General features: G+C 68.3%; 19 protein-coding genes, 3 tRNA genes and 1 pseudogene. 15 read left to right on the top strand and 8 right to left on the bottom strand.

The window, feature by feature from the left end; genetic code table 11:
• Positions 1 to 4 precede the first annotated feature (4 nt).
• The 3 genes from rbsK to OIE13_RS08750 all read right to left on the bottom strand — a co-directional run bounded on the left by rbsK (position 5) and on the right by OIE13_RS08750 (position 3207).
• Positions 5 to 901, bottom strand: coding sequence for a ribokinase (rbsK, locus tag OIE13_RS08760; protein ID WP_326641226.1), 897 nt, complete (start codon positions 899 to 901; stop codon positions 5 to 7).
• A gap of 417 nt (positions 902 to 1318) precedes the next feature.
• Positions 1319 to 1966, bottom strand: coding sequence for a response regulator transcription factor (locus OIE13_RS08755; RefSeq protein WP_326641228.1), 648 nt, complete (start codon positions 1964 to 1966; stop codon positions 1319 to 1321).
• Positions 1957 to 3207, bottom strand: a complete 1251-nt coding sequence (locus OIE13_RS08750; RefSeq protein ID WP_326641230.1) for a sensor histidine kinase — start codon at positions 3205 to 3207, stop codon at positions 1957 to 1959. Before OIE13_RS08750 ends, OIE13_RS08755 begins: the two co-directional genes overlap by 10 nt.
• 250 nt (positions 3208 to 3457) lie before the next feature.
• Here OIE13_RS08750 and OIE13_RS08745 point away from each other — a divergent pair, with 250 nt between their 5' ends.
• The 3 genes from OIE13_RS08745 (at position 3458) to OIE13_RS08735 (ending at position 8068) form a co-directional block, all read left to right on the top strand.
• Positions 3458 to 4768: an acyltransferase family protein gene (locus OIE13_RS08745; RefSeq protein WP_326829854.1), complete on the top strand. Its 1311-nt coding sequence runs from the start codon at positions 3458 to 3460 to the stop codon at positions 4766 to 4768.
• A gap of 172 nt (positions 4769 to 4940) precedes the next feature.
• Complete coding sequence (locus OIE13_RS08740; RefSeq protein ID WP_326829853.1) at positions 4941 to 7433, top strand: DEAD/DEAH box helicase; 2493 nt, start codon at positions 4941 to 4943, stop codon at positions 7431 to 7433.
• A gap of 116 nt (positions 7434 to 7549) precedes the next feature.
• Entirely contained in the window at positions 7550 to 8068 is a 519-nt protein-coding gene (locus OIE13_RS08735; RefSeq protein WP_326641236.1) for a DUF2087 domain-containing protein, read from the top strand.
• Position 8069: 1 nt separating this feature from the next.
• Here the strand turns inward: OIE13_RS08735 and OIE13_RS08730 are convergent, their stop codons facing one another.
• Together OIE13_RS08730 and dusB are read right to left on the bottom strand one after the other, a co-directional pair.
• A complete protein-coding gene (locus OIE13_RS08730; protein WP_326641238.1) occupies positions 8070 to 8240 on the bottom strand; it encodes a TAXI family TRAP transporter solute-binding subunit in 171 nt (56 codons plus the stop codon).
• Between the two features lie 10 nt (positions 8241 to 8250).
• Complete coding sequence (gene dusB / locus OIE13_RS08725; RefSeq protein WP_326829852.1) at positions 8251 to 9372, bottom strand: tRNA dihydrouridine synthase DusB; 1122 nt, start codon at positions 9370 to 9372, stop codon at positions 8251 to 8253.
• 90 nt (positions 9373 to 9462) lie between these two features.
• On the opposite strand from dusB, the gene OIE13_RS08720 reads away from it, so the two are divergent.
• The 4 genes from OIE13_RS08720 to OIE13_RS08705 all read left to right on the top strand — a co-directional run bounded on the left by OIE13_RS08720 (position 9463) and on the right by OIE13_RS08705 (position 10493).
• Complete coding sequence (locus OIE13_RS08720; protein ID WP_326829851.1) at positions 9463 to 10116, top strand: amino acid-binding protein; 654 nt, start codon at positions 9463 to 9465, stop codon at positions 10114 to 10116.
• A 117-nt stretch (positions 10117 to 10233) separates the two neighbouring features.
• A tRNA-Gly gene (locus OIE13_RS08715) sits at positions 10234 to 10305 on the top strand.
• A gap of 25 nt (positions 10306 to 10330) precedes the next feature.
• A tRNA-Cys gene (locus tag OIE13_RS08710) sits at positions 10331 to 10401 on the top strand.
• Between the two features lie 17 nt (positions 10402 to 10418).
• A tRNA-Val gene (locus OIE13_RS08705) sits at positions 10419 to 10493 on the top strand.
• Between the two features lie 653 nt (positions 10494 to 11146).
• Here the strand turns inward: OIE13_RS08705 and OIE13_RS08700 are convergent.
• Positions 11147 to 12631 (bottom strand): HEAT repeat domain-containing protein, encoded by a 1485-nt coding sequence (locus OIE13_RS08700; RefSeq protein ID WP_326641244.1) that lies wholly within the window; start codon positions 12629 to 12631, stop codon positions 11147 to 11149.
• Between the two features lie 334 nt (positions 12632 to 12965).
• Here OIE13_RS08700 and OIE13_RS08695 point away from each other — a divergent pair, with 334 nt between their 5' ends.
• Positions 12966 to 13088 (top strand): hypothetical protein, encoded by a 123-nt coding sequence (locus tag OIE13_RS08695; protein WP_326641247.1) that lies wholly within the window; start codon positions 12966 to 12968, stop codon positions 13086 to 13088.
• A 106-nt stretch (positions 13089 to 13194) separates the two neighbouring features.
• Here the strand turns inward: OIE13_RS08695 and OIE13_RS08690 are convergent, their stop codons facing one another.
• The gene (locus OIE13_RS08690) at positions 13195 to 14064 is read right to left on the bottom strand and encodes a bile acid:sodium symporter family protein (protein WP_326829850.1); all 870 of its coding nucleotides are present in this window, start codon (positions 14062 to 14064) and stop codon (positions 13195 to 13197) included.
• A 183-nt stretch (positions 14065 to 14247) separates the two neighbouring features.
• On the opposite strand from OIE13_RS08690, the pseudogene OIE13_RS08685 reads away from it, so the two are divergent.
• Positions 14248 to 14574 (top strand): annotated as a pseudogene (locus OIE13_RS08685) (transposase); the annotation flags it as partial.
• Positions 14575 to 14730: 156 nt separating this feature from the next.
• On the opposite strand, the gene OIE13_RS08680 reads toward OIE13_RS08685, so the two are convergent.
• Complete coding sequence (locus tag OIE13_RS08680; RefSeq protein ID WP_326829849.1) at positions 14731 to 15246, bottom strand: hypothetical protein; 516 nt, start codon at positions 15244 to 15246, stop codon at positions 14731 to 14733.
• 417 nt (positions 15247 to 15663) lie between these two features.
• On the opposite strand from OIE13_RS08680, the gene OIE13_RS08675 reads away from it, so the two are divergent.
• The 6 genes from OIE13_RS08675 to OIE13_RS08650 all read left to right on the top strand — a co-directional run bounded on the left by OIE13_RS08675 (position 15664) and on the right by OIE13_RS08650 (position 22904).
• A complete protein-coding gene (locus tag OIE13_RS08675) occupies positions 15664 to 17355 on the top strand; it encodes a metallophosphoesterase family protein (protein ID WP_326829848.1) in 1692 nt (563 codons plus the stop codon).
• Positions 17356 to 17442: 87 nt separating this feature from the next.
• Positions 17443 to 18189 (top strand): hypothetical protein, encoded by a 747-nt coding sequence (locus tag OIE13_RS08670; RefSeq protein WP_326829847.1) that lies wholly within the window; start codon positions 17443 to 17445, stop codon positions 18187 to 18189.
• Positions 18186 to 19067, top strand: a complete 882-nt coding sequence (locus tag OIE13_RS08665) for a nickel/cobalt transporter (RefSeq protein ID WP_326829846.1) — start codon at positions 18186 to 18188, stop codon at positions 19065 to 19067. Before OIE13_RS08670 ends, OIE13_RS08665 begins: the two co-directional genes overlap by 4 nt.
• Before the next feature lie 444 nt (positions 19068 to 19511).
• Positions 19512 to 20690, top strand: a complete 1179-nt coding sequence (locus OIE13_RS08660; RefSeq protein WP_326641260.1) for a Cmx/CmrA family chloramphenicol efflux MFS transporter — start codon at positions 19512 to 19514, stop codon at positions 20688 to 20690.
• A gap of 181 nt (positions 20691 to 20871) precedes the next feature.
• On the top strand, positions 20872 to 21507 hold the full coding sequence (locus OIE13_RS08655) for an ABC transporter ATP-binding protein (protein ID WP_326641262.1): 636 nt from the start codon (positions 20872 to 20874) through the stop codon (positions 21505 to 21507).
• Positions 21504 to 22904, top strand: a complete 1401-nt coding sequence (locus tag OIE13_RS08650; protein WP_326829845.1) for a DUF6297 family protein — start codon at positions 21504 to 21506, stop codon at positions 22902 to 22904. Before OIE13_RS08655 ends, OIE13_RS08650 begins: the two co-directional genes overlap by 4 nt.
• Positions 22905 to 22931 lie beyond the last annotated feature (27 nt).

The following is a 22931-nucleotide window of genomic DNA, read 5'->3' as shown; positions in this document are numbered from 1 at the left end:
GATGTCAGGCGCCGGCTCCTGAAAGGCTCCGGTCGATCTCGGCGCGGGTGGGCATCGAGCTGCTGGCACCCGCGCGCTGGACGGACAGACCCGCCGCCGCGGTGGCGAAGCGGACGGCCCGGTCGGCGGGCTGCTCCTCGACGCGGGCCACGGCGAGGGCGCCCACGAAGGTGTCGCCCGCGGCCGTGGTGTCCACCGCGTTCACCCTGGGCGCCTCGACCCACACGGCGGCCTCGTCGCCGGAGGCGGTGAGCGCGCCGCGCGATCCCAGGGTGATGATCACCCAGCCGACCGTGCCCCTCAGCTCCTCCAGGGCACGCTCGTGGTCCGCCTGGCCGGTGATCGCGACGGCCTCGTGCTCGTTGGCCACCAGGATGTCCACCGCCTCCAGCAGCTCAGCGGGCAGAGGCTGGACAGGCGCGGGGGTGAGGACCACCGTGGTCCCGGCGGCGCGGGCGGCCCTGGCGGCGGCGGTGACCGCCTCGATGGGGAGCTCCAACTGCAGCAGGAGCACGTCTGAGCGGGAGATGACCTCGATCTCGGCCTCGGTGGGGGCGGTCACGGCCCCGTTGGCACCGGGAACCACGATGATCGAGTTGCCGCCGCCGCCGTCCACCACGATCTGGGCGATGCCCGAGGGGCCGGGGACCGTGCGCAGGTTCGTCACGTCGACGCCCGCCTCGGCGAGCGTCCTGCGCATCTCGGTCCCGAAGTCGTCGTCACCCACGGCCCCGAGGAAGGCCACCTTGGCACCCGCCCGCGCGGCGGCGATGGCCTGGTTGGCGCCCTTGCCGCCGGGAACCGTGCTGAAGGCGCGGCCGGTCACGGTCTCGCCGAGCGCGGGGGCGGCATCGACGTAGGCCACCAGGTCCATGTTGGCACTGCCGAAGACCGAGATCATTTTTTCCTCCACCACCGGCGCCGGCGTCCGGCCTGCCGATTCGTCCACTTCGATCCCTCCGAATCCGCTGACACCGTGGGTCAGCCGGTTCCTCGGAGACCGTTTCCACATTGGTCCCGACACGCTTATCGGCGCGCCGAGGCCGAGCCTACGGTCGCGCTCCCGGCGTCACTCTCCCAGCCCCCATGATGGCCGGGCAGGCGTCCAGCCGAGGCCGAGCCTACGGTCGCGCTCCCGGCGTCACTCTCCCAGCCCCCATGATGGCCGGGCAGGCGTCCAGCCGAGGCCGAGCCTACGGTCGCGCTCCCGGCGTCACTCTCCCAGCCCCCATGATGGCCGGGCAGGCGTCCAGGGGCGCGGCGCGGGGGCTCCACGGGAGGGGACGCGCAGGCCGGGGTCCCGCGGGTGGGCTCACGGTCAGGAGCGCAGATAGGCCAGGACGGCAAGGACGCGGCGGTGCTGATCGCCGTCCTCGGCGTACAGGCCGAGCTTGGCGAAGATACTGCGGATGTGCTTCTCCACCGCCCCGTCGCTGACCACCAGCTGACGGCCGATGGCGGGGTTGGATCTGCCCTCGGCCATCAGGCCGAGCACCTCGCGCTCGCGTGGGGTGAGCTGGGCGAGGGGGTCGTCACGACGGCGCCTCACCATCAGCTGTGCCACCACCTGGGGATCGAAGACCGTACCGCCCGCCGCGACGGTGCGCAGGCCCGCCATGAAGTCGTCCACGTCCACGACGCGGTCCTTGAGCAGGTATCCCACCGCGCCTCTGGCGTCGGCGAGCAGGTCGTCGGCATAGGAGACCTCCACATACTGGGACAGGATCAGCACCGGCGCGCCCGGCACCCTCCGGCGCGCCTCCACCGCCGCCCGCAGTCCCTCGTCCGTGAAGCCCGGCGGCATCCGCACATCCACCACCGAGACGTCGGGCCTGTGCTCGGCGACGGCGGCCACCAGCCGGTCACCGTCCCCCACCGCTGCGACCACCTGGCAGCCGAACTCCTCCAGGAGCCTGATCAGGCCCTCCCTGATGAGCACCGCGTCGTCGGCCACGACTACCCGCACGGAACCTCCGCCACTATGACCGTCGGCCCTCCGACGGGTGAATCAACGGCCAGTTCGCCGTCGACCGCCTTCAGGCGGTCGCCGAGACCGGACAGGCCATGCCCTTTGGCGACGTGTGCGCCGCCGACCCCATCATCCCCGATTGTCAGCATCAGGAAGTCACCCGTTCTGGTCAGCGTCACGGTGCAGATCGTGGCATGGCTGTGCTTGGCGACGTTGGTGAGGGACTCGGCGACGACGAAGTAGACGCTGTTCTCCACCGCGGCCGAGAAGCGTCCCTCCACCTGGACGTCCAGCTCGACGGGGACGGTGCAGCGCCCGGCGAGCGCGGCGAGCGCGGGGGCCAGGCCGCGGTCGCTGAGGACCGGAGGGGCGATGCCGCGCGAGAGGGCACGCAGCTCGTCCAGCGTCTCGCGGGTCGAGGTGATGGCCTGGCTGAGCATCTGCTCGACTGCCGCCGGGTCGCGCCTGAGCTGGCGCTGTGCCCGTGACAGGTCCATGGCCAGGGAGACCAGGCGCTGCTGCGGCCCGTCATGGATGTCGCGCTCCAGCCGGCGCAGCGCGTTGGCCTCGGCCGACACCGCAGCGGCCCGGCCCTCGGCCAGGTCGTCGATGCGGTCGTGCAGCTCGGCCACGCCGGTCAGCATGGCCCTGCCGAGCCCGGCCTGGATGAGCGCGGCGCTCCGCACGACCGGCGTGAGGGTGATCGCGAACAGCACACCGATGACGGTGTTGATGACCACCTCGACCCAGAGACTGCCGCCCAGGCCGAGGAGCGGGCCGAGCCCGCCGTTATTGCCGGGGATGGCGTAGATGATCCACCCGTAGAGCGGATAGGTGAGGCCGAGGATCGTCCCGGCCCACCAGACCACCGCGAAGACGAAGGTCACGATGGAGATCGGGAAGGCCACGATGCCGTAGAGCAGGTCGAGCCAGGACTGGCCGCTGGTCAACGGATTGATCATCCTGCGGAACCATCCGGCGCCCTGTGGAGCGGGCCGGTACCTCGGCCTGGCGACGGGGCGGCCGAGCACCTCGGGCAGCCAGCGCCGCTCGACGTCCGCGAGGCCCCGGGCGACCAGGAGTGTCGTCGCGAGGATGGGCAGGCCCACGAACACCACAGCCAAGCCTGTCCCGGCGGAGAAACCAGCCACCATGATGACGAACCAGATGATGGAGAGGGGAAAGCCCACGAGCAGGTAGCGGGTGTCGGCGCCGATGCGGCTCAGGAGGGTTCTCATACCGCCAACGCTATGAGTACCGGCTGCGGCAATCGACCCTGCGCACCTGCTTGTCGGGGGTGGGGCCAGCACTACCCCCGGGGGTGAGGGGATCCGGCGAGAAGAGTGCCGCGTACGTCACTGCGCCGCCGGGGTCCCGGCGGGAGGCTTTTCACACAGCCTTTCCCGAGGTTTCCACTTGCCCTCCCCGAGAATCGAGACCCCCTTGACCGCCGTGATCCCCAGTCCGGCAACGCGTCCGATAACCCCTGTGACACCGGCGTCCGCCGGTCGCGACCCGTTCATCGACGTGCTCCGTGTGTTCGGCATGGCCCTGGTGGTGCTCCAGCACTGGAGCATGCCGGTGCTCTCCTTCACCGACGGCCGGATCACCATGGGCAACGCGCTGGCCGCCGGAAGCGGCTGGATGCTCACGTGGATCAGCCAGGTGATGCCGCTGGTGTTCTTCGCCGGGGGTGCGGCGGGCGCGATCAGTAGCCGCGCCGCAGTGCGGCGCGGTGACAGCGCTCCCGCGTGGCTTGCGACGCGCCTGCGCCGCCTGGCCTGGCCGGTGGTGCCGCTGGCGGCGGTCTGGCTGCCCCTCCCCCACCTGCTCCTGGCGCTCGGCATGCCGGAGCAACCGGTCATGACCGCCTCGCGGCTGGCCGGGCAGCTGCTCTGGTTTTTGGCGATCTACCTTGTCACGGTGGCGCTGACCCCGTCGATGCTCAGGCTCAACATGGCGTACGGCTGGCGGGTGCCGGTCGCGCTGGCGGCGGGGGCGGTGGCGGTGGACATCCTGCGCTTCACCAGCGGCCTGGACGTCGCCGGTTTTCCCAACATCGTGCTGGTCTGGCTGGCGGTGCACCAACTCGGCTTCCTGTACGCCGACGGACGGCTGGGCCGCCCCTGGATCCTGGCGTCGGCCGGGTACGGTCTGGCCACGGCACTGGTGACCTTCGGCCCCTATCCACTCAGCATGATCGGGATGCCGGGCGCCCCCGTCTCCAACATGGCACCGCCCACGCTCGCGCTGCTCTCGGTCGGGGTCGGCCAGATCGGGCTGGCGCTGGCACTGCGCCGCTGGATCGTCTCCTTCGCGGGGTGGCCCGGGGTGTCGAGGGCGCTCGGCTGGGCCGGCAGCCGGATGACGACCCTCTACCTGTGGCACATGAGCGCGCTGTTCGTCATCGTCTCGATGGTCGTGGTGGGTCTGGGAGTCTCCACTCCCGAGCCGGGCACCTCGGCCTGGCTGTCGGGCTGGCCGCACTGGCTGCTCATGCTCATCCTGGCGATGTGGCCGCTGCTGCGGGGCCTCGCGCGGTTCGAGACTCCCCCCGCGGGCAGACCGTACACCGGGGGGACGGCCAGGGTCGTCGTGGCCACCGTGCTGGTTGGGCTGGGTCTGCTCACGCTCACGGCGATCGGCTTCGTCCCGGGGACGGCTCCCCTGCTCGGGGCGGGCGCGATCGTGGCGGGCCTGGCGCTCACCGGTCCGTCCTTTCGCACCTCACCCGCCTCACGGACGAGCATTCCCGGACCGCGTCCGGCCTCGGATCACCGGCACCCGCGGCGCGTCTGACGGTTCCGGCACGCTCACCGCACACCCCACTCGACGCTAAGTCCTTTTAGTAGCTGTTTATACCAAAAAAAGCGATCATAACTACATAATGTTACACGTTTTACACAAAATGTAATGCGATCCATTGCCGCCACCGGTTCGACCACCACAAGTTCTTCGGCAGTATTGGACTGTGAGCCTTGTAGACCGCCTGCCAGAAGAGATCGACGCCGATCCCGATGCCATCTTCGACGCCTTCGTCGAATGGAACTCCGAGCGAGGGCTGACCCTCTACCCCGCGCAGGAGGAGGCTCTGATCGAGGTGGTCTCGGGAAACAACCTGATCCTGGCCACCCCCACCGGCTCGGGCAAGAGCCTGGTCGCCGCCGGAGCCCACTTCACCGCGCTGACCAAGGACATCCGCACCTTCTACACCGCCCCGATCAAGGCACTGGTGTCCGAGAAGTTCTTCGACCTCTGCGCGGTCTTCGGCACCGAGAACGTCGGCATGATGACCGGCGACGCGAGCGTGAACCCCGGGGCACCGATCATCTGCTGCACCGCGGAGATCCTCGCCAACGTCGCGCTGCGCGACGGCGCCCAGGCCGATATCGGCCAGGTGGTGATGGACGAGTTCCACTTCTACTCCGAACCCGACCGCGGCTGGGCCTGGCAGGTACCGCTCCTGGAGCTACCGAACGTCCAGTTCATCCTGATGTCGGCGACGCTGGGCGACGTCACCAGGTTCGAGGAGGACCTCACCCGGCGCACCGGCAGGCCCACCGCGGTGGTGAAGAACGCCGAGCGCCCGGTCCCGCTGGTCTACTCCTACCGGATGACCCCCCTCCACGAGACGCTGGAGGAGATGCTCACCACCAACCAGTACCCGGTCTACGTCGTCCACTTCACCCAGGCCTCGGCCATGGAGCGGGCACAGGCACTGATGAGCATCAACATGTCGACCAAGGCCGAGAAGGAGGCGATCGCCTCCATGATCGGCAACTTCCGGTTCACCACCCGGTTCGGCAAGGCGCTCTCCCGCCTGGTGCGGCACGGCATCGGCGTGCACCACGCCGGGATGCTCCCGAAGTACCGCCGCCTGGTGGAGCGGCTCGCCCAGGCGGGCCTGCTGAAGGTCATCTGCGGCACCGACACGCTCGGCGTCGGCGTCAACGTCCCGATCAGGACCGTGCTCTTCACCGCGCTGTCGAAGTACGACGGCAACAGGGTGCGGCGGCTGCGTGCCCGCGAGTTCCACCAGATCGCCGGACGGGCCGGGCGGGCCGGATTCGACACCATCGGCTACGTCGTCTGCCAGGCCCCCGACCACGTGGTGGAGAACGAGAAGGCACTCGCCAAGATCGGCGACGACCCCAAGCGGCGGCGCGGGTTCGCCCGTAAGAAGCCGCCGGAGGGGTTTGTCGGCTGGAGCGAGGAGACCTTCGAGAAGCTGCAGAGCGCCGAGCCGGAGCCGCTGAACTCCCGGTTCAAGGTCAGCAACGCCATGCTCCTCGCGGTGATCAACCGGCCCGGCGACTGCTACACGGCCATGCGCCACCTGCTCACCGACAACCACGAGGATCGCAAGTGGCAGCGGCGGCACATCAGCCAGGCCATCGCGATCTACCGGTCACTGCTGGCCGGAGGCGTGGTGGAGAAGCTGGACGAGCCCGACGAGCACGGCCGGATGGCCCGCCTGACCGTCGACCTGCAGGAGGACTTCGCGCTGAACCAGGCGCTCTCCACCTTCGCGCTGGCCACCCTCGAACTGCTCGACATCGAGGCGCCGAACTACGCCCTGGACATGGTCTCGATCATCGAGTCGATTCTCGACGACCCCCGCCAGATCCTGTCCGCGCAGCTCAACAAGGCGCGCGGCGAGGCGGTGGCGCAGATGAAGGCCGACGGCATCGAGTACGAGGAGCGGATGGAGCTCCTCAACGAGGTCACCTATCCGATGCCGCTGGCCGACATGCTGCTGGGCGCGTACGAGACCTACCGGCGCGGCCACCCCTGGGTGGGCGACTACACGGTCAGCCCCAAGAGCGTCATCCGCGACATGTACGAGCGGGCGATGACCTTCGCCGACTACGTGCAGTTCTACGAGCTGACCCGGTCCGAGGGCACGGTCCTCCGCTACCTCGCCGACGCCTACCGCACCCTGTCGCGGACCATCCCCGAGCATCTCAAGACCGAGGACCTGGTCGACCTCATCGAGTGGCTCGGCGAGCTGGTCCGCCAGGTCGACTCCAGCCTCCTGGACGAGTGGGAGCAGCTGCAGAACCCGACCGGGGAACTGGAGGCGCCCTCCCTGGAGGAGAGCACCAAGCCGGTCACCGCCAACACCCGCGCGTTCCGCGTGCTGGTCCGCAACGCGATGTTCCGCCTGATCGAGCTGACCGCTCTGGAGAACGAGCAGGAGCTGGAGCAGCTGGCCCCCGACGTCGACTGGGGCGCCGCGCTCGACGCCTACTACGCCGACCACGAGGAGGTCGGCACCGGCCCGGACGCCCGGGGTCCCGGCCTGCTCCGCATCGAGGAGGAGAAGGAGTTCTGGCGGGTCCGCCAGGTCGTCTCCGACCCGGCCGGCGACGGCGACTGGGGCATCGACGCCCAGGTCGACCTGGCCTCCTCCGACGAGGAGGGCCGCGCCGTGGTCCACGTCATCGGCCTGAACCGCCTCTGACCGCCCCGACAGGGGTCCGCCACTCGCCGTACTCGTTCAGTGTGGCGGGGAATTCCCCCGCTCCCCGATTGTCCGTGAGCACGGAAACACCGGGCTCGACCGACGAGAATGGCGGGATGAGCGACGAAGCGATCAGGCAGGTGCTCGGCCTGCTCTACCAGGAGGACACGCTGCGGGTGCTGGCGACTCTGGCACTGGGCGGCAAGCCAGAGGAGGAGTCCGGCCTCGACAGGGAGGCGGTCAGGCGCGCGCTGGACCGCCTGGAACGCGGCGGGCTCGCCGTGCGGGGGGAGGGCGGCGAGTGGCAGGTGCGGCGCGAGCGGTTCCGCGAGCTGCTGCACACCACGGCCAAGCCCGCGCCCGCGGTCTCCGCCGAGGAGAAGGTGCTGCGCTCCTTCCTCGTCGAGGGGCGGCTGCGGGCGATCCCCAGCAAGCGGGACAAACAGCTGGTCGTGCTCGACTACGTGGTCCAGGTCTTCGAGCCGGGGGTCCGCTACCCGGAGAAGGAGGTCAACGTCGCGCTGCGCGCCTTCCACGACGACCACGCGGCACTGCGCCGTTACCTGGTCGACGAGGGCATGCTCAGCAGGGAGAACAACCTCTACTGGCGCAGCGGCGGCTCCGTCGAGGCCTGAATCAGCCGTAGTACTTCCGCGCGCCGTCGTGCAGGGGCAGCGGCTCGGTCTTCCGCGCATTGTCGCGGCTGATCTCCCTGGCCACGGGGTGGATCTTCTCCAGCTCCGCTCCGCGCTCGAAGAGCAGCCTCGTCAGGCTCTCCACCAGGGCGGGGTCCATCTTCTCGGTCACCACGAGCAGGTCAGCCGCCCGGGGTGTCGGTCTCGGCGTCGGCGCAGGGGACCGCGAGGTCGTACGGGTCGTCGAGCCAGCCGGCGGGCAGGTGAACGCGGTCACGCGGGTTGGTCTTGCCCCGGGGGACGTCCACGCCTTCGGGCCAGGGTTGGGCGGCGTCGAGCTCGGCGAGACCCTCTCGCAGACCGGCGAGGGTCTCGGAGGTGGCCAGGCGACGGCGGAGGGCCGAGCCGACGGTGAAGCCCTTGAGATACCAGCTGACGTGCTTGCGGAAGTCGGCCACGGCGTGCGGCTCGCTCTCGAAGCACTCGGCCAGCAGGGTGGCGTGCCGGTCCATGGTCGCGGCGACCTCGCCCAGCAGGGGGCGGCGCCGCTCGTCGCCGCCCTCGCACATGGCGGCCAGGTCGGCGAAGAGCCACGGGCGCCCCAGGCAGCCCCGGCCCACGACGACGCCGTCGCATCCGGTCGCGTCCATCATGCGGCGCGCGTCGTCGGCGCTCCAGATGTCGCCGTTGCCGAGCACCGGGATCTCCGGAACGCTCTCCTTGAGCCGCGCGATCGCCTCCCAGTCGGCGGTCCCGCCGTAGTGCTGGATCGCGGTGCGGCCGTGCAGCGCGATCGCGGAGACGCCCTCCTCCACGGCGATCCGACCGGCGTCCAGATAGGTCAGGTGGTCGTCGTCTATGCCCTTGCGCATCTTCATGGTCACCGGCAGCGTCCCGGCGTTGCGCACCACCTCGCGCAGGATCGCCCGGAGCAGGTTCCGCTTGTACGGCAGGGCGGAACCACCGCCTTTGCGGGTCACCTTGGGCACCGGGCAGCCGAAGTTGAGATCGACGTGGTCGGCCAGGCCCTCCTCCGCGATCATGCGGACGGCCCTGCCGACCGTCACCGGATCGATCCCGTAGAGCTGGATGCTCCGGGGACGCTCGTCGGACTCGAACCGGATCATCTTGAACGTCTTGGGGTTGCGCTCCACCAGCGCCCGCGTTGTGATCATTTCACAGACGAACAGACCGCCGCCCTGCTCCCGGCAGAGCGCGCGGAACGCCGTGTTGGTGATACCGGCCATCGGGGCGAGGACGACCGGCGGCCATACCTCCAGCGATCCCAGTTTCAACGACTCCACCTGGCTTTTCTACCGCACCGCGGCGAGCGGGACGAATCCTCGCTGGATATGGTGTCCCTGAGTAGTCAGACGTGACCTGGGAGGCCCCGGATGCTCCTGCGACTGCGGATCGCACTGCCCGACCAGCCGGGCTCCCTGGGGAAGGTCACCCGTGTCCTCGGCGTCGCGGGCGCCGACATCACCCAGATGGTCGTCCTGGAGCGCGGCGAGGGCCGGGCGCTGGACGACATCACCGTCTACTGGCCAGACTCCGCTCCCAGACAGACCCTGATCGATGGGCTGGAGAGCGTGCCGGGGGTGACGATCGAGGGCGTCTGGAGCACGCGCGAGGCACCTGGCACCTACCCGGAGCTGGAGATCCTCAAATACATCACCACGGCGGGCGACCGCGCCCTGGCCACCCTGATCGACTCCATGCCCGTGCTGTTCAGCGCCGACTGGGCCGCGGCGGCGACCGAGAAGATCCCTCGCGCGACCGTCCACTCCAGCTGGCGCGCCCCCGAGCAGGTGCCCTTCCCCGACGAGACCCCCGCCCGGCCGACCGCCTTCACCCTCGACTCCGGCCTGCACGTGATCGTCGCCCCGCTGCCCCCGCTGGCCCTGACCTTCCTGCTGGCCCGCACCACCGGCCCCGCCTTCCACCGCATCGAGGTGCACCGCCTCACCCGCATCCTGGAGATCTTCCTCACCCTGCCCGCGGTGGAACGCGCCGTCGCCCGCCAGTTGCGCCATCCGGCCGACTGAACCGCCCGCTCAGCCGACGGGCGCCGGGCGGACGGCTGAACGCACGGTTACGCAACCGCGGGGAAAACCCGCTAGAGTTCTCTCGTCGCCACCGGGAGCGAAACCCGGAGGAAACACGCGGAAGTGGCTCAGTGGTAGAGCATCACCTTGCCAAGGTGAGGGTCGCGGGTTCGAATCCCGTCTTCCGCTCGAAGGGTCTTCGGGCTCTCACTCCGGTGGAGTGGCCGAGAGGCGAGGCAACGGCCTGCAAAGCCGTCTACACGGGTTCAAATCCCGTCTCCACCTCTGGTCCTTCCCCATGCGGACGATTAGCTCAGCGGGAGAGCGCTTCCCTGACACGGAAGAGGTCACAGGTTCAATCCCTGTATCGTCCACCACGCTCCATAGCAGACCAGGCCTGACCTGGTCAAACAGGAGACAAAGCCCCAGCTCACGGCCTAGATCGTGAGTCTGGGGCTTCTTGTTGCTTCGGGTCATTCCCCGTCTTTGTCAGCACCGGTGCTGATGTTGTGCTGACCCGTGGCGGCTCACCAGAACGCCCCAAGATCCATCAACCTGAGAAGTTGCAGTGATCCATATCACCGCTCCATTTCAGTTGGTCACGCGATGCCTTCAGCGCCTCAAACCGCGCCGCGATCTGGTCGCTCCGGCACAGTCCCAAGGCTGTCGCGGCTCTGCTCTTAGAAGTCCTTCAGGGGGTCGCGTAGTGAACATCCAAGGTGTCCGTCGACCCATGGCATGCGCAGACTGGCTACCTCACTGGGGTGGAGACCCGTTCTGCATCGCGAGTTGCGGAAGCCTGCACTGCACCGTCTGTCATCCAATCCCCGAACCTTGGCCCTGTGTCCGTGCCCGTGTCGATGAACGGCTAGGGATCAAGCGACCCTCGGGCATACCCCCGATGCCCCGGGCGAGCACGATGTGCGCGAACTTCACGCCGTTCGCGTTCGCCCAGACGCCAAGCCGTTCGACGTCGTCGCTCGCGGCCACGGTCAGGTGGGTGTCGAGACGCCCGAGAACTCCGCGGCGGTCATCTGCTCGTCCGGATCAGCCAGCGCAGCAGGCGGGCGTTCTCCACGCCCACGATGCTCTCCGACCTTGCCAGCATGTCCTCCAGTTCGCTGCGGATCTCGTCGGGGCAGCCGCGATACACCCTCGTCGAATCACGCGAGCACCAAGAGCCGAGGTCGGTGCGGGCACACGCACTCAGCACTGGGTCCAGATCGCCGAGCAGGAGAAGATCCGCTCTGATCCGGCTCCAGGCATCGCGGTCGGCCAGGAGCCGGTGGGCGGCCTGCCGTACATGACGGGGTTTATCAGGCCCGAGCAGCGCCCACAGCTGCTCGATCCGCACGGCAGGACCCGACGCCCGCAGTGAGTTGACCACATTCCGGACCACCACCGGAGCGGGGTCCTCCAACAGGTCGGCGATATCGACCGTCGCACCCAGGCGACGAAGTGTCCGCACCGCCTCTGCCCGGACTCGAGGCCGTGGGTCACTCAGAAAGGGAAGAGCCAGTCCGGCATCAGCCCGAGTGCCGCAGTCGCCGAGTCCGGCGAGCAACCCACGCAGCCCCTGGCCAGAAGGTGCCGCGAGGTATCGCCTGTAGAGCTCGGCCGGATCGCCGCCCGCCCGTTGAACCGCCCACTGCGCGGTCAGGCGCATCATCGACGCGCCGTCACATAGGAATCGCGGGCCCGATTCGGTACGGCCGAGCCGTACCAGGGCGGTGAGCGCTTCGACGCGGACCCGGGCCGAGGAGCTGTCCAGGAGTTCCTCTACCAGTTCCGGTCGGTTCTGTTCGACTGCCTCGGCTGCCAGAGCTTCGGCACACCGAGTCCGGGAGATGATGTCGGACTCGTGAAGGGCCGCCTCAGCCAGCTGCCGCTGATCCATCCGCCTGGCCTCCAGCGAGACCTCGAATACGAAACGCCGCCCTCGAAGGTCTTCGCATCTGCGTACGGTGCCAAGCGTGTCTCCGTCGGCTCGCAACAGAGCAGCGCGGATCATCTCGGTGGCGGGCTGCCCACGCCGCCGGTCATCGAGCCGCACCACGACCGGTACGAGGGTCAGCAACGCCGCCGCGTCCGCTCGGGAGACAACCTCGCTCAGGGCTCGCAGGGCCTGGCGCTGCACCGCGTTGGCCCAGTCAGCCGTTCTGATCGCCAACACGGGAAACAGCCGGACATCGGTACGCATGGCGGGGTGCTTGACTGCTTTCGCACGCTCGCGGCCATCCCGGCTGCAGGCGGTCAATGCGACCGCAAGGGGATTGCTCATTTCGCGTACGGCTTGCGCCAGCGTGATGCGTGGATCCTGGTAACCGTACATCCACGGACGCAACACAGAGTCGAGCTCCAGCCAGATCTTCGGCCCGGCCGCAGTGAGAAGGCCCAGGGTCAGCTCGGCGAGCTCATCATTGGAAACGGCGATGAACAGGGCACGTGCAAGATCCTCAAGAGGATCCCGGCCACCCCGGGCGCCCGCGAGGACCAGCCGATGAATCGAGTCCACGGTGGGTTCATCGGAGACGTTCAGATGCCCGATACGCTGTAGAAACCGGTCTAAGAAGCCTGTCATCCGCACATCGTTGCATCACCTGAGCAGCACCTTCGACCCGATTTTTTCCTCAACGGCACGACAGGCCTTCGTTGGCCTTGCCGGGCTGGACGCCGCCGCAGCAGATTTCAGTGCACCCTGTACTGGCCTATCGTGACTTCATGCGTGCCCGTACGCAAGAGGATGATCAAATATTGCGCGACGTTGAAGCAGGAAGCCCCCGGCCATAGCCGGGGGCCTATTGGGAAGCCATAGCCGTCAGGCGGCAACCTCACCCCGTCTGGCCGCTGTGACGCCGGACGCCGTGGTGTCCGCGGCCGAGGAGTTCCTCGCTCCCGGGCGGTTCTCCGGCGTGGTCGCCGTGGATCCCGAGGTGCTCGCGCATCCCCTCGCTCTCAACGATGTGGAGTAGGACATGATCGCCAAGACCAAGCGGGCGCCACGCCCGCTTGGTCGCCGGCGTTCGGCCAGGCATGGGCGGACGGAGCGACGGGTGACCACCAGGACGATCGCGGCGATCACCGATCCGAAGGCATCGACTCCACCGCGCGAGACCTGAGCAGGAACCCGGCTCCTGCCGCGGTGAAGAACATCAGCACGCCATACGTGGCGGCCGGGATGGCCATCTGGGAGCTGTTCAGCAGGGAGAGCGCCACCGCGATCGACAGCGTGGCGTTGTGGATCCCGATCTCCATGCAGGAGGCGACGGCCTGGCCGCGCTCCACCCCGACCAGGCGCGGCGCCCAGTAGCCGACGGTCAGGCTGATCACGCTGAACACCAGCGTGATCAGGCCCACCGACTGGATGTAGCCGCTGAGGTTGTCGAGCTCCTGGAGCAGGGCGCTGGCGATCACCAGCGCCAGGATGACCGCTGAGGCGATCTTCACGGGCGTATTCATCCGTTCGGCGAAGCTCCGTGCCATGGCGCGGACCGCCATGCCGATGGCGACCGGAACCAGCACGACCGCCATCACCTGCAGGCTCTTGTCGAACTGCAGGCCGAGCGTGCCCGAGCCGGCCTCGAAGTAGGACAGCGACAGGTTGGTTACCAGTGGCAGCGTCACGACCGCCAGCACCGAGTTGATCGCGGTCAGCGTCACGTTGAGCGCGACATCACCGCCGAACAGATGACTGTAGAGGTTGGCTGTCGTGCCGCCGGGCGAAGCGGCCAGCAGCATCATGCCGACGGCGAGCGCCGACGGCAGGTCGAAGACGACCACCAGACCGAAGCAGATCGCGGGCAGCACCAGGATCTGGCAGCCGAGCGCCACGACGGTGGCCTTCGGATAGACGACGACACGGCGGAAGTCGGAGATCGTCAGGCTCAGCCCGAGGCCGAACATGATGATCGCCAACGCGATGGGCAGGAGGGTTCCGGCAAGGGCCACGGGGGGTGCTCCTTATCAGCGATCTATCGCTGGGGCGGCGTAGTGCCATAGCTGAGGTACCACCCACACGATCATCGTCACGATTATGGCGGTGAGCAACCCACCGACACAGATCGTCACCTAGTAGGACTTGGTTACCTCGGGTAGGAGACGGTATTTCACCTGCTTTGGGGGTGAGGGAACATGACCCCTCAAGAACTCGAGGCCGTGCGGGCGCGACTGGAGACGTTTGCCGCCGAGGTGTTCTCCGGTTTCGCCCGTACTGATCAGCGGCGGTGGGGCGAGCGGTATGTGCGTGGCCTGCTGAGCGATGGGGCGCGTAAATCGATGGAGCCGATGGCGGCCCGGCTGGGCGTGGACTGCCAAGGGCTGCAGCAGTTCCTCACCGACGCCCCCTGGTCGCATCAGCTGGTGCCGGCCGAGCCGGCCTGGCGGATGGACGCAGCGATCGACCCGGCCGCCTGGGTGGTCGATGATGTGTCCTTTCCCAAGGACGGCGAGGAGTCGCCGTGAGGAGCACGGGTCCAGAGGGCCGTTGCGCTCGCGTTTCGCCGCGTTGCAGGTGCGGCCGGCCTATCCCCACCTAACCAAGCCCTAATAGAAGACCACTGTGGGCGGGCCGGACGTTCTGGTGGAGGTCGTCGAGGCGATATAGACGATCCGCAGTCACCACTTCGCCAGGGGGAGCGCCGAGCCGTTCATCGGGCCTTCGGGGCTGTAGACCGCGCACATGACGTCGCGGTCGCCGTCGTCCCAGGTCTCCCTGGTCGGCATGACCGGATAGAAGGCCAGTCCCGAGGCCGACTCACCGCTCCAGTTGCTGTCGAATCCCCGTCGGCAGCTTTCCCACGCGAACGTGGCGAGCGCGGCCGGATCCCATTCACCATCGGGGGCGTGCACGAAGCCGTACGACTGGTTGGCCGCCTGCTCCTCGCAGGGCGTGTAGAGCACGACGACCTCGGCCGCCTCCGGGGAGTAGGCCGGGTCGGTGAAGCACTCCCCCGCCTCGATGTGCAGGAGCCCGCCGGTCTCCGCGGTGATGAAGGTCTCGCCCTTGACCGTCGGCCCCGCCGTCCCCACCGTGGACGGCGGCAGGAACAGCGCCCCGAGCACCAGGAAGCCGGGAAGCAGCGTCCAGCGGCGGGCGAGCCGCCGGTCACCGGCCTGCCGGGTGCCCGTCATCAAGTACCTTCCGTTCGGGGACCTCTGGGAACCTCTGGGGATCGTCTGGGAACCTCTGGGGATCTCGGCCTCGGTCCGGGAGGAAACGTGACCCGATGCCACCCGATGGATTCATCGAGACCCTGACCGAAACCGCGTGCCGTGGCGCAGGTCGCGAAGCAGGCGTACGTGTCCCTTTTCCAGCCGAGCCTGCCCGCACGATGTTAGGTGTGCGCCATCGAACGCGAGGGCAACGGAAGGTGGCGAGCGCGCGGCCTTCCGGCGACATCAGTGGTGCGTCTGGGGCCAGAGACACAAAAGGGAACGTGTTCATCCGGACGCAACGCTCTATATAGGTATTCGCCCCTCTTTTCTGGATCAATACGGACGTCCACCGCACTCCCTCGGTGGAATGTGATCCTCCCTGGAAAAGAGCTCATGATGGGCAAAGTCAAGCTGCCCCGATCCGCCGGATCCCGGCGTACGAGGCTGGCGGCGGCGGGCGCGGGCGTACTGATCGTCAGCGGCCTCGCGTTCAGCCCGGTGGCGTTCGGCGCGGCCCCGCCGCCGAAGTACCCCGCCGCCGATATCCACAAGCCCTCCCCCATGCCCGACCGGGTCATCCTCACCCCGACCACCACACCGTCGGCCAGCCAGAAGGTCACCTGGCGGGCCGTGACCGACGCCGAGTCCGCGCAGGCCGAGATCCTCGAGGCCCCGCGCGCGCTCGGCGGGGTCGCACCGGCCGCGGGCGCGGTCACCAACGTCAAGGCGGCAAGCACCACCCCGGTCAACACCACGCTGGGGTACGCCTCCGTCTACCACACCGTGGAGTTCACCGGCCTGAAGCCGAACACCCGCTACAGCTACCGGGTCGGCGACGGCACCAACTGGGCCGAGTGGAGCGACTTCACCACCGCGGCGGCCGACCTCCAGCCGTTCTCGTTCATCTACTACGGCGACGCGCAGAACTACATCGACTCCGCGGTGCCGCGCGTCTTCCGCCAGGCTTTCGGCGACCGCCCGCAGGCCAAGGTGATCGTCAACGCCGGTGACCTCATCAACTCCGCGAACAACGAGGAGGAGTGGGGCCAGTGGTACAAGGCCGCCGGCTTCATCGACAGCCAGGTCAACAACATCTCCATCCCCGGCAACCACGAGTACAGCGGCGGCCTGTCCACCTTCTGGCGTCCGCAGTTCCCCTATCCGGACAACGGACCGGGTAACCCGGAGCTGAAGCAGACCGCCTACACCGTCGACTACCAGGGCGTGCGCTTCATCGGCCTGGACTCCAACGTGCAGAGCAACGCCGCTCTGATGGCCGCGCAGGCCACCTGGCTGGAGGGTCTACTCAAGGACAACCCGAACAAGTGGACCGTGGTGACCTTCCACCACCCCGTCTACTCCACCACCGGCACCCGCAACAACCCCGCCGTACGCGACCAGTGGGGCCCGCTGTTCGAGAAGTACGGGGTGGACCTGGTCCTGCAGGGCCACGACCACTCCTACGGCCGTGGCAACCTGGCGACCGCCCGCAAGTCGGTCACGGTCAACAACGGCGTCGCCTACGTCGTGTCCGTCTCCGGCGGCAAGATGTACGCCCTCAACAACGGCGAGAACTGGACCGGCAACGGCGCCGAGGTCGTCAGCAAGAGCCAGAACACCCAGCTCTACCAGCTGATCGACGTCGAGGCCGACAAGATCACGTTCGAGGCCCGCTACGCCAACGGCGAGCACCACGACGGCTTCGTCGTCCGGAAGAACAACAAGGGCGAGCGCACCGTCAACGAGGTCCGCACCGCGGAGAACACCGTCGGCGAGCAGGTCACCGTCGACAAGACCACCGTCGACCACCGCGGCGAGCTCACGATCTCCGCGTACGGCTACGACCCGGCCGAACGCGTCTCCGTCTCCCTGCGGAAGGCCGACGCGAACGCGAACGCGCGTGGCAGAGAACACGACCGCAAAGACACCGTCTCGGTCGGCGTGCGGAACGCCGATGAGCTGGGCCGCCTGACCTACACTTTCAGGCTGCCGAGCAACGCGAAGAAGGGCGAGACCTACGTGGTCTACCTGGACAGCGCCAACCAGAAGATCACCAGCCCGGCCATCACGGTCGCCAAGAAATAACTCCGCCGGGTACGGGGCCGCCATCACCGCGGCCCCGTACCCCGGACACGCCAGAGCCGTTCCGGAGCCTCGTCGGACAGGAAATCCATGAAGACCCATGCCCGTGCGCTGGCGGGCGCGCTGCTCGTCTGCGCCCTGGCCGGCTGGGCCACCCCGGCCGCCGCCCACCCCTTCGGGCCGCCGTCCACCGCGCGGATCGAGGCCGACGGCTCACGCGTGACCATCTCGTGGCTCCCCGCCGAGGACGACTGGGTCGCGCTCGGCCAGTCGCTCGGCGCGTTCGAGGACCCGTCCACCGGCACCGTCTCGACGGAGCTGACCGGTGAGCAGAAGCTGGAGCGCTCAACGGCCCTCCGCGACTACCTGCTGGAGAAGATCACTGTCGCCCAGGCCGGTCAGCCGTGCGAGAGCCTGCTGGCGGAACTCCGGGCGCTGCTCGTCAACGGCGCCCGGTTCGTCTTCGACTGCCGGAACCCGGTGACCGAGGTGGACGTGACCGTCGCCGCCCTGACCGACCTCAACACGGCGTACCGGACGATGCTCGTCGCGGACACGCCCGCCACCCCCAAGCAGGCACTCTTCACCGAGGCCGTCAGCACCCAGCGTCTGAGCTTCTCCGGCTCGGGCGGGAACGCCATGTCCGGGCAGACGACGAGCGTCGCCGTCGGCTCCGCCGTACTACTGGCCGGGGCGGGCGCGTTCGTCATGCTGCGGACCCGGCGCAGGGCGGGCACGACGAGCACGATGGATACGACGGACACGGCGGGCACGACGGACACGACAGACACGACAGACACGACAGACACGACAGACACGACAGGCACGCGATCATGACGGAGCTCAGCGGCTTCGAGAGCCGCTTCATCTCGCTCTTCGACAACAGGGGCGTCTTCTGGGTGGTCCTGGCCGTCGCCCTCGTCGCCGGGGCGATGCACGCGGTCGCCCCCGGCCACGGCAAGAGCGTCACCGCGGCCTACCTGGTCGGCACCCGGGGCAACTACCGCGACGCGCTGCGCCTGGGAGTCATCGTCGCGCTGATGCACACCTTCTCGGTGCTGGTGCTGGCGTTCGCCTGGGTGGGGCTGAGCAGCGCCGCGAGCTTCGGCACCGAGAGCGTCACCGCCTGGATGCAGGTGCTGGCCGGCCTGGTCACGATCGGCGTCGGCATCCATCTGATCTACCGCCACCTCCGAGGACGTCGGCGCCAGACACAGACCCAGCACGGGCATGAGCACGGACATGGACATGGGCACGGACATGGACATGGACATGGCCACGGACATGGACACGGGCACGGACACGGGCACGGACACGGGCACGGGCACGGACATGGACATGGACATGGCCACGGGCACGGGCATCAGGTCGAGGACGGGCCGGATCCCTGGTCACGCCGGGGCCTCGTCGCGCTCGCCCTCTCCGGCGGCCTGCTGCCCTCCCCTTCGGCGTTCATCGTCCTGATGAGCGGGCTGCTCACCGGCCGTGCCTTCGACGCCGTCGCGCTCGTCGCCGCCTTCGGCGTGGGGATGGCCCTCACCCTGACCGGCGTGGGCGTCGTGACGATCCGCGGCTACACCCTGCTGGCCCACGGAACCCACAGGTGGTCACTGGCCTCCACCGCGATGACCTGGGCCCCGGCCGCCGCCGGCCTCGCGGTCTCCTCCGCCGGAGGCCTCTACCTCATCTCGGCACTGGGCACCATCACCGGTTGACACTCCGGCCGCGCATCGGGACGTCCGCCGATTCGGACGGCGACGAAGAAGATCGTTTCTTGGGTATGGAGATCAACACCGCCCGATGAGCTCGCGGCCAAACAACTGGACATGATGCGTTTGGCGTTGCTAGCTTTCGCGTATGTCCAGCCCCGAGGCGTCCAGACGCTAGCCACCGGTCGTCCGGTGGCCACTCACGTCGTCGCGTTGAAGCTTCGCGGCCAATGAGGCCGCGATCACTGCTGTCTGCGACCACCGCCACCGGATCACCGTAGAGCGGGCTGTGCTCGACCTGGGCCGAACGTCACCTCCGTGACGTCGGCAGGGTCTCTCGCGGAATGGCCGCGCCCCCGATCGGACCGTCGTTCTCTCCGACGTCGATGCGGGTGCCGCTGCGGCCCACCGCTTCCTTACCGACCCACAATGTGGTTGCGGAGTTTTGTCATGCCATTCGTTATCTACCTGCTCGGACTGGCGGTCTTCGCCCAGGGAACGTCCGAGTTCATGTTGTCCGGCCTCGTCTCGGGCATCGCACGGGACATGCACGTGTCCATCCCCACTGCGGGAGCTCTGACCTCGGCGTTCGCGGTGGGGATGGTCATCGGCGCGCCACTGATGGCGATTCTGAGCCTGCGCTGGTCACGACGTCGCTCACTCCTGACCTTCCTGATCACTTTCCTGCTCGTCCATGTCCTGGGCGCGCTCACCACCGGCTACGGAGTACTGCTGGCCACCCGGATCGTCGGGGCGCTGGCCAACGCCGGCTTCTTGGCGGTGGCCCTGGCGACCGCCACCGATATGGTCGCGCCGAACGCCAAGGGCCGCGCCGCCTCAATCCTGCTCGGTGGCATCACCATCGCCTGTGTCGTGGGCGTCCCCGCCGGCGCGTTGCTCGGTCAGCTGTGGGGATGGCGCTCAGCGTTCTGGGCGGTGGCCATCGTGTCGGTGCCGGCCATCATCGCGATCCTGCGGTCGGTACCGGCCGGCAACCCCGGATCCACCCACCCGAGCGCGCGCGGGGAACTGCGCTCACTGCGCGACCGGCGGCTTGTGGCGACCCTGCTACTGGGGGCCCTCGTGAACGGCGCGACGTTCTGCACGTTCACCTACCTCGCACCGCTGGTCACCGGCGTCACCGGAATCGAATCCACCTGGGTGCCCGCCATACTGGCGCTCTTCGGGCTGGGTTCATTCCTCGGTGTCACCATCGGCGGCCGAATGGCCGACGTGCGACCCATTCCACTCCTGGTGACCGGCGGGGTGGCCCTGCTCATCGGCTGGACGGTATTCGCGGTGACCGCCGGGAACCCGGTGGCGGCGATAGTGCTCGTCTTCGTCCAGGGGACCCTCTCGTTCGCCGTCGGGTCGACGTTGATCTCGCAGGTGCTCTACGCGGCGGCCGAGGCGCCGACCCTGGCCGGGGGGTTCGCCACGGCCGCGTTCAACGTGGGCGCCGCAATCGGTCCTTGGCTCGGCGGGATCTCCATCAGTGCGGGACTCGGTTACCGCTCGCCACTGTGGGTCAGTGCGCTGCTGGTGGCCCTGGCACTCGCCACCGCCGGCGTAGCCCAGGGGATTCGACGCAGTACGGCGAACCCCCGGGAGGAGCTTGTAACGCCATAGGCCGCCCCATCCTATGATCGTGCACTGAGCCTGTGCCCGGCCATATCTGGAAGTCGATGATGTCATTGGCGGAAAGGGCGCCCAGTCGTCGGTCCAGCCGGACCAGCCGGTCCCTTCGGAAGATTGGAGCTCGATGGCCCGGGTCCCCCGAGTAGTGCGGTCCAAAGTCAATGACGACCGGGTGCCGGTGATCACGGTTAAAGGCGTGTGCGTTGCATTAGGCGCTTTCACGGTACTCGACCATTTCGACCTCAGCGTGGATCAGGGGGAAGTCGTCGCGCTGACGGGTGTGAACGGTGTCGGGAAATCGACCCTGCTGCGCTGCCTCGCCGGTATCCAGCGGGTGGCGGCGGGAGAGATTCAAGTCTTCGGCGCTCCACTGAGGGATGACGCGGCGTTCTGGCGCGATGTCGGTCTGGTCACGGACGAACAGGCGTGGTACCCGTGGCTTACAGTCCGTGAGCATCTGGAACTGGTCAGAAAGATCCACGCGCCGATTGACGGCTCATGCCTGGAACCGGAGGTGCTGCTCGAGATGTTCGGTCTGTCCGACCGAGCCGACGTCGCACCGATGATGCTCTCGACCGGCCAGCGGCAACGGCTGTCGCTGGCCGCGATGTTCGCGAGGCCGAGCCGTCTACTCCTGCTCGACGAGCCGGAGCAGGGACTGGACCAGGCTTTCCGCCATAGCCTCGGCGGCCTGCTCGCGAAGTACGCCGGTGACGGCGGCACCCTCGTGATGGCGACACACGACGTGCGGCTCGCCGAGTCCGCAGGGGCGCGTATGGTCACACTCCACGGAGGGGACGGCGCTTGACGACGGTTGCTCAACTGACCCGGCGTCGCCGACCGGTCCGGGAGTCGGGTTGGCAGCGAACGTATTACTGGCTGATCGCCGTGGGGTTCGCCGCCGCGATCGGCGTCCCGCAGCTCGTCCGGTTCACCTCCTGGCTCTTCAGCGGGGCCGGACTGGCCGACCCCGCAAGAGGGCTGGCCCTCCTTCTGGCCCTTCTGGCCGGCCTTCTCATGCTCCTGGCATGGGTGGGGCCGGTGGTGGCGTCGCCCGCTGATATGCGGTGGCTGATTCTTTCCCCGCTGAATCGCCGCCGGGTACTCGCCCGTAACGCGCTGGTGCTCCTCGCGTCCTTGACGGTCGCGGGACTGGCCTTGGGCTCCCTGGGCACGGCCGTGTTCGGCAGGCCGCAGGATGTGATCGCCTGTGTGTCCCTGGGCGTCTCCGTCGCGATCGCCGCGGGTTCGGCGGCTGTGCTGCTTCAGGCGGCCGAAGCGAGGTACGACTGGCTTCGGCTCACCGTGATTCTCCTGGCCGTGGTGGTGGGGCTGCTCATCCTGCTGCGTCCGGCCCTTCCCGGTCTGCCCATCGCTTTGATCGCGTATTCGGCTCCGGTGGTCGCGGCGTTCCTGGCATGGCACGCGTGGCAGGCATTGTCGAGCTTCCCTTCGCGCGCGCTTTTGAACACTTCGATTCGGATGGGCACGCTGGTCGCCGCTTCCTTCAACCTCGAACCCGCTGTGTTGACGTCGATCGCCGAGCAACGGTTCTGGCGGTCCAAACGGCTGCGCTCACGCGCCTGGCCGGTTACCGGTCGACTGGCGATGGTGCGGTCGGATGCGCGCATGCTGAGTCGCCGTCCGGGCCGACTCGCCGTACTGGCGGCCCTGATCTCACTGCCGGTCCTCGTCCGCTTCGCCGGGGGAACGACCGGCCTGGCCATGATCGTACTCTTCTGCGGAGGCCTGGCCGCGGCGACAACGGCGGCCGCCGGGGCACGCTGGGATGTTCAGCACCCCGAACTGGCCCGTCTGTTCACCATGAAGTGGTCCGCCGCGAGGGCTGTGATGCCTGCCGTCTTCGCCTTCCTCTGGGTCAGCCTGGCTTTTGTCCTGTTGTCCATCGCGGGGTTCATGCCCATTTGGAGCTGCTTGTACGGTCTGGCGATGGCTCCCGGCCTTGCCGCGGGAGCCCTGCGTATGGCGCAGCGTGGTGCGATCAACCATGCGATGCCCGTCATCGACCTCGGCTCCGGAGGGATTCCCACCGGTCCCGTGCTGTGGGCGATCACGGGAATAGATCTGGCCGCTCTCGGCAGTACGCCGCTGCTGCTGGCTGTGACACCGACCTCGCTCGCGATTCAGGCTCTGCTGAGTATCGTTTTGCTCGGCGTCTATCTGCGCCACCAACGGAGGAGCTAAGTGCTCCGTTCCTCAGCGGAGATCGCG

It is taken from the genome of Streptosporangium sp. NBC_01810, assembly GCF_035917355.1.
GTDB lineage: Bacteria > Actinomycetota > Actinomycetes > Streptosporangiales > Streptosporangiaceae > Streptosporangium.
The sequence above is the reverse complement of the archived record's forward strand: the minus strand, read 5'-3'. Positions and strand labels throughout refer to the sequence as shown.

Coding starts and splice junctions, on each gene's coding strand:
- rbsK (WP_326641226.1), bottom strand. CDS start 901: ATGATCTCGGTCTTCGGCAGTGCCAACATGGACCTGGTGGCCTACGTC.
- OIE13_RS08750 (WP_326641230.1), bottom strand. CDS start 3,207: ATGAGAACCCTCCTGAGCCGCATCGGCGCCGACACCCGCTACCTGCTC.
- OIE13_RS08735 (WP_326641236.1), top strand. CDS start 7,550: ATGAGCGACGAAGCGATCAGGCAGGTGCTCGGCCTGCTCTACCAGGAG.
- OIE13_RS08720 (WP_326829851.1), top strand. CDS start 9,463: ATGCTCCTGCGACTGCGGATCGCACTGCCCGACCAGCCGGGCTCCCTG.
- OIE13_RS08680 (WP_326829849.1), bottom strand. CDS start 15,246: ATGACGGGCACCCGGCAGGCCGGTGACCGGCGGCTCGCCCGCCGCTGG.
- OIE13_RS08675 (WP_326829848.1), top strand. CDS start 15,664: ATGATGGGCAAAGTCAAGCTGCCCCGATCCGCCGGATCCCGGCGTACG.
- OIE13_RS08670 (WP_326829847.1), top strand. CDS start 17,443: ATGAAGACCCATGCCCGTGCGCTGGCGGGCGCGCTGCTCGTCTGCGCC.
- OIE13_RS08665 (WP_326829846.1), top strand. CDS start 18,186: ATGACGGAGCTCAGCGGCTTCGAGAGCCGCTTCATCTCGCTCTTCGAC.
- OIE13_RS08660 (WP_326641260.1), top strand. CDS start 19,512: ATGCCATTCGTTATCTACCTGCTCGGACTGGCGGTCTTCGCCCAGGGA.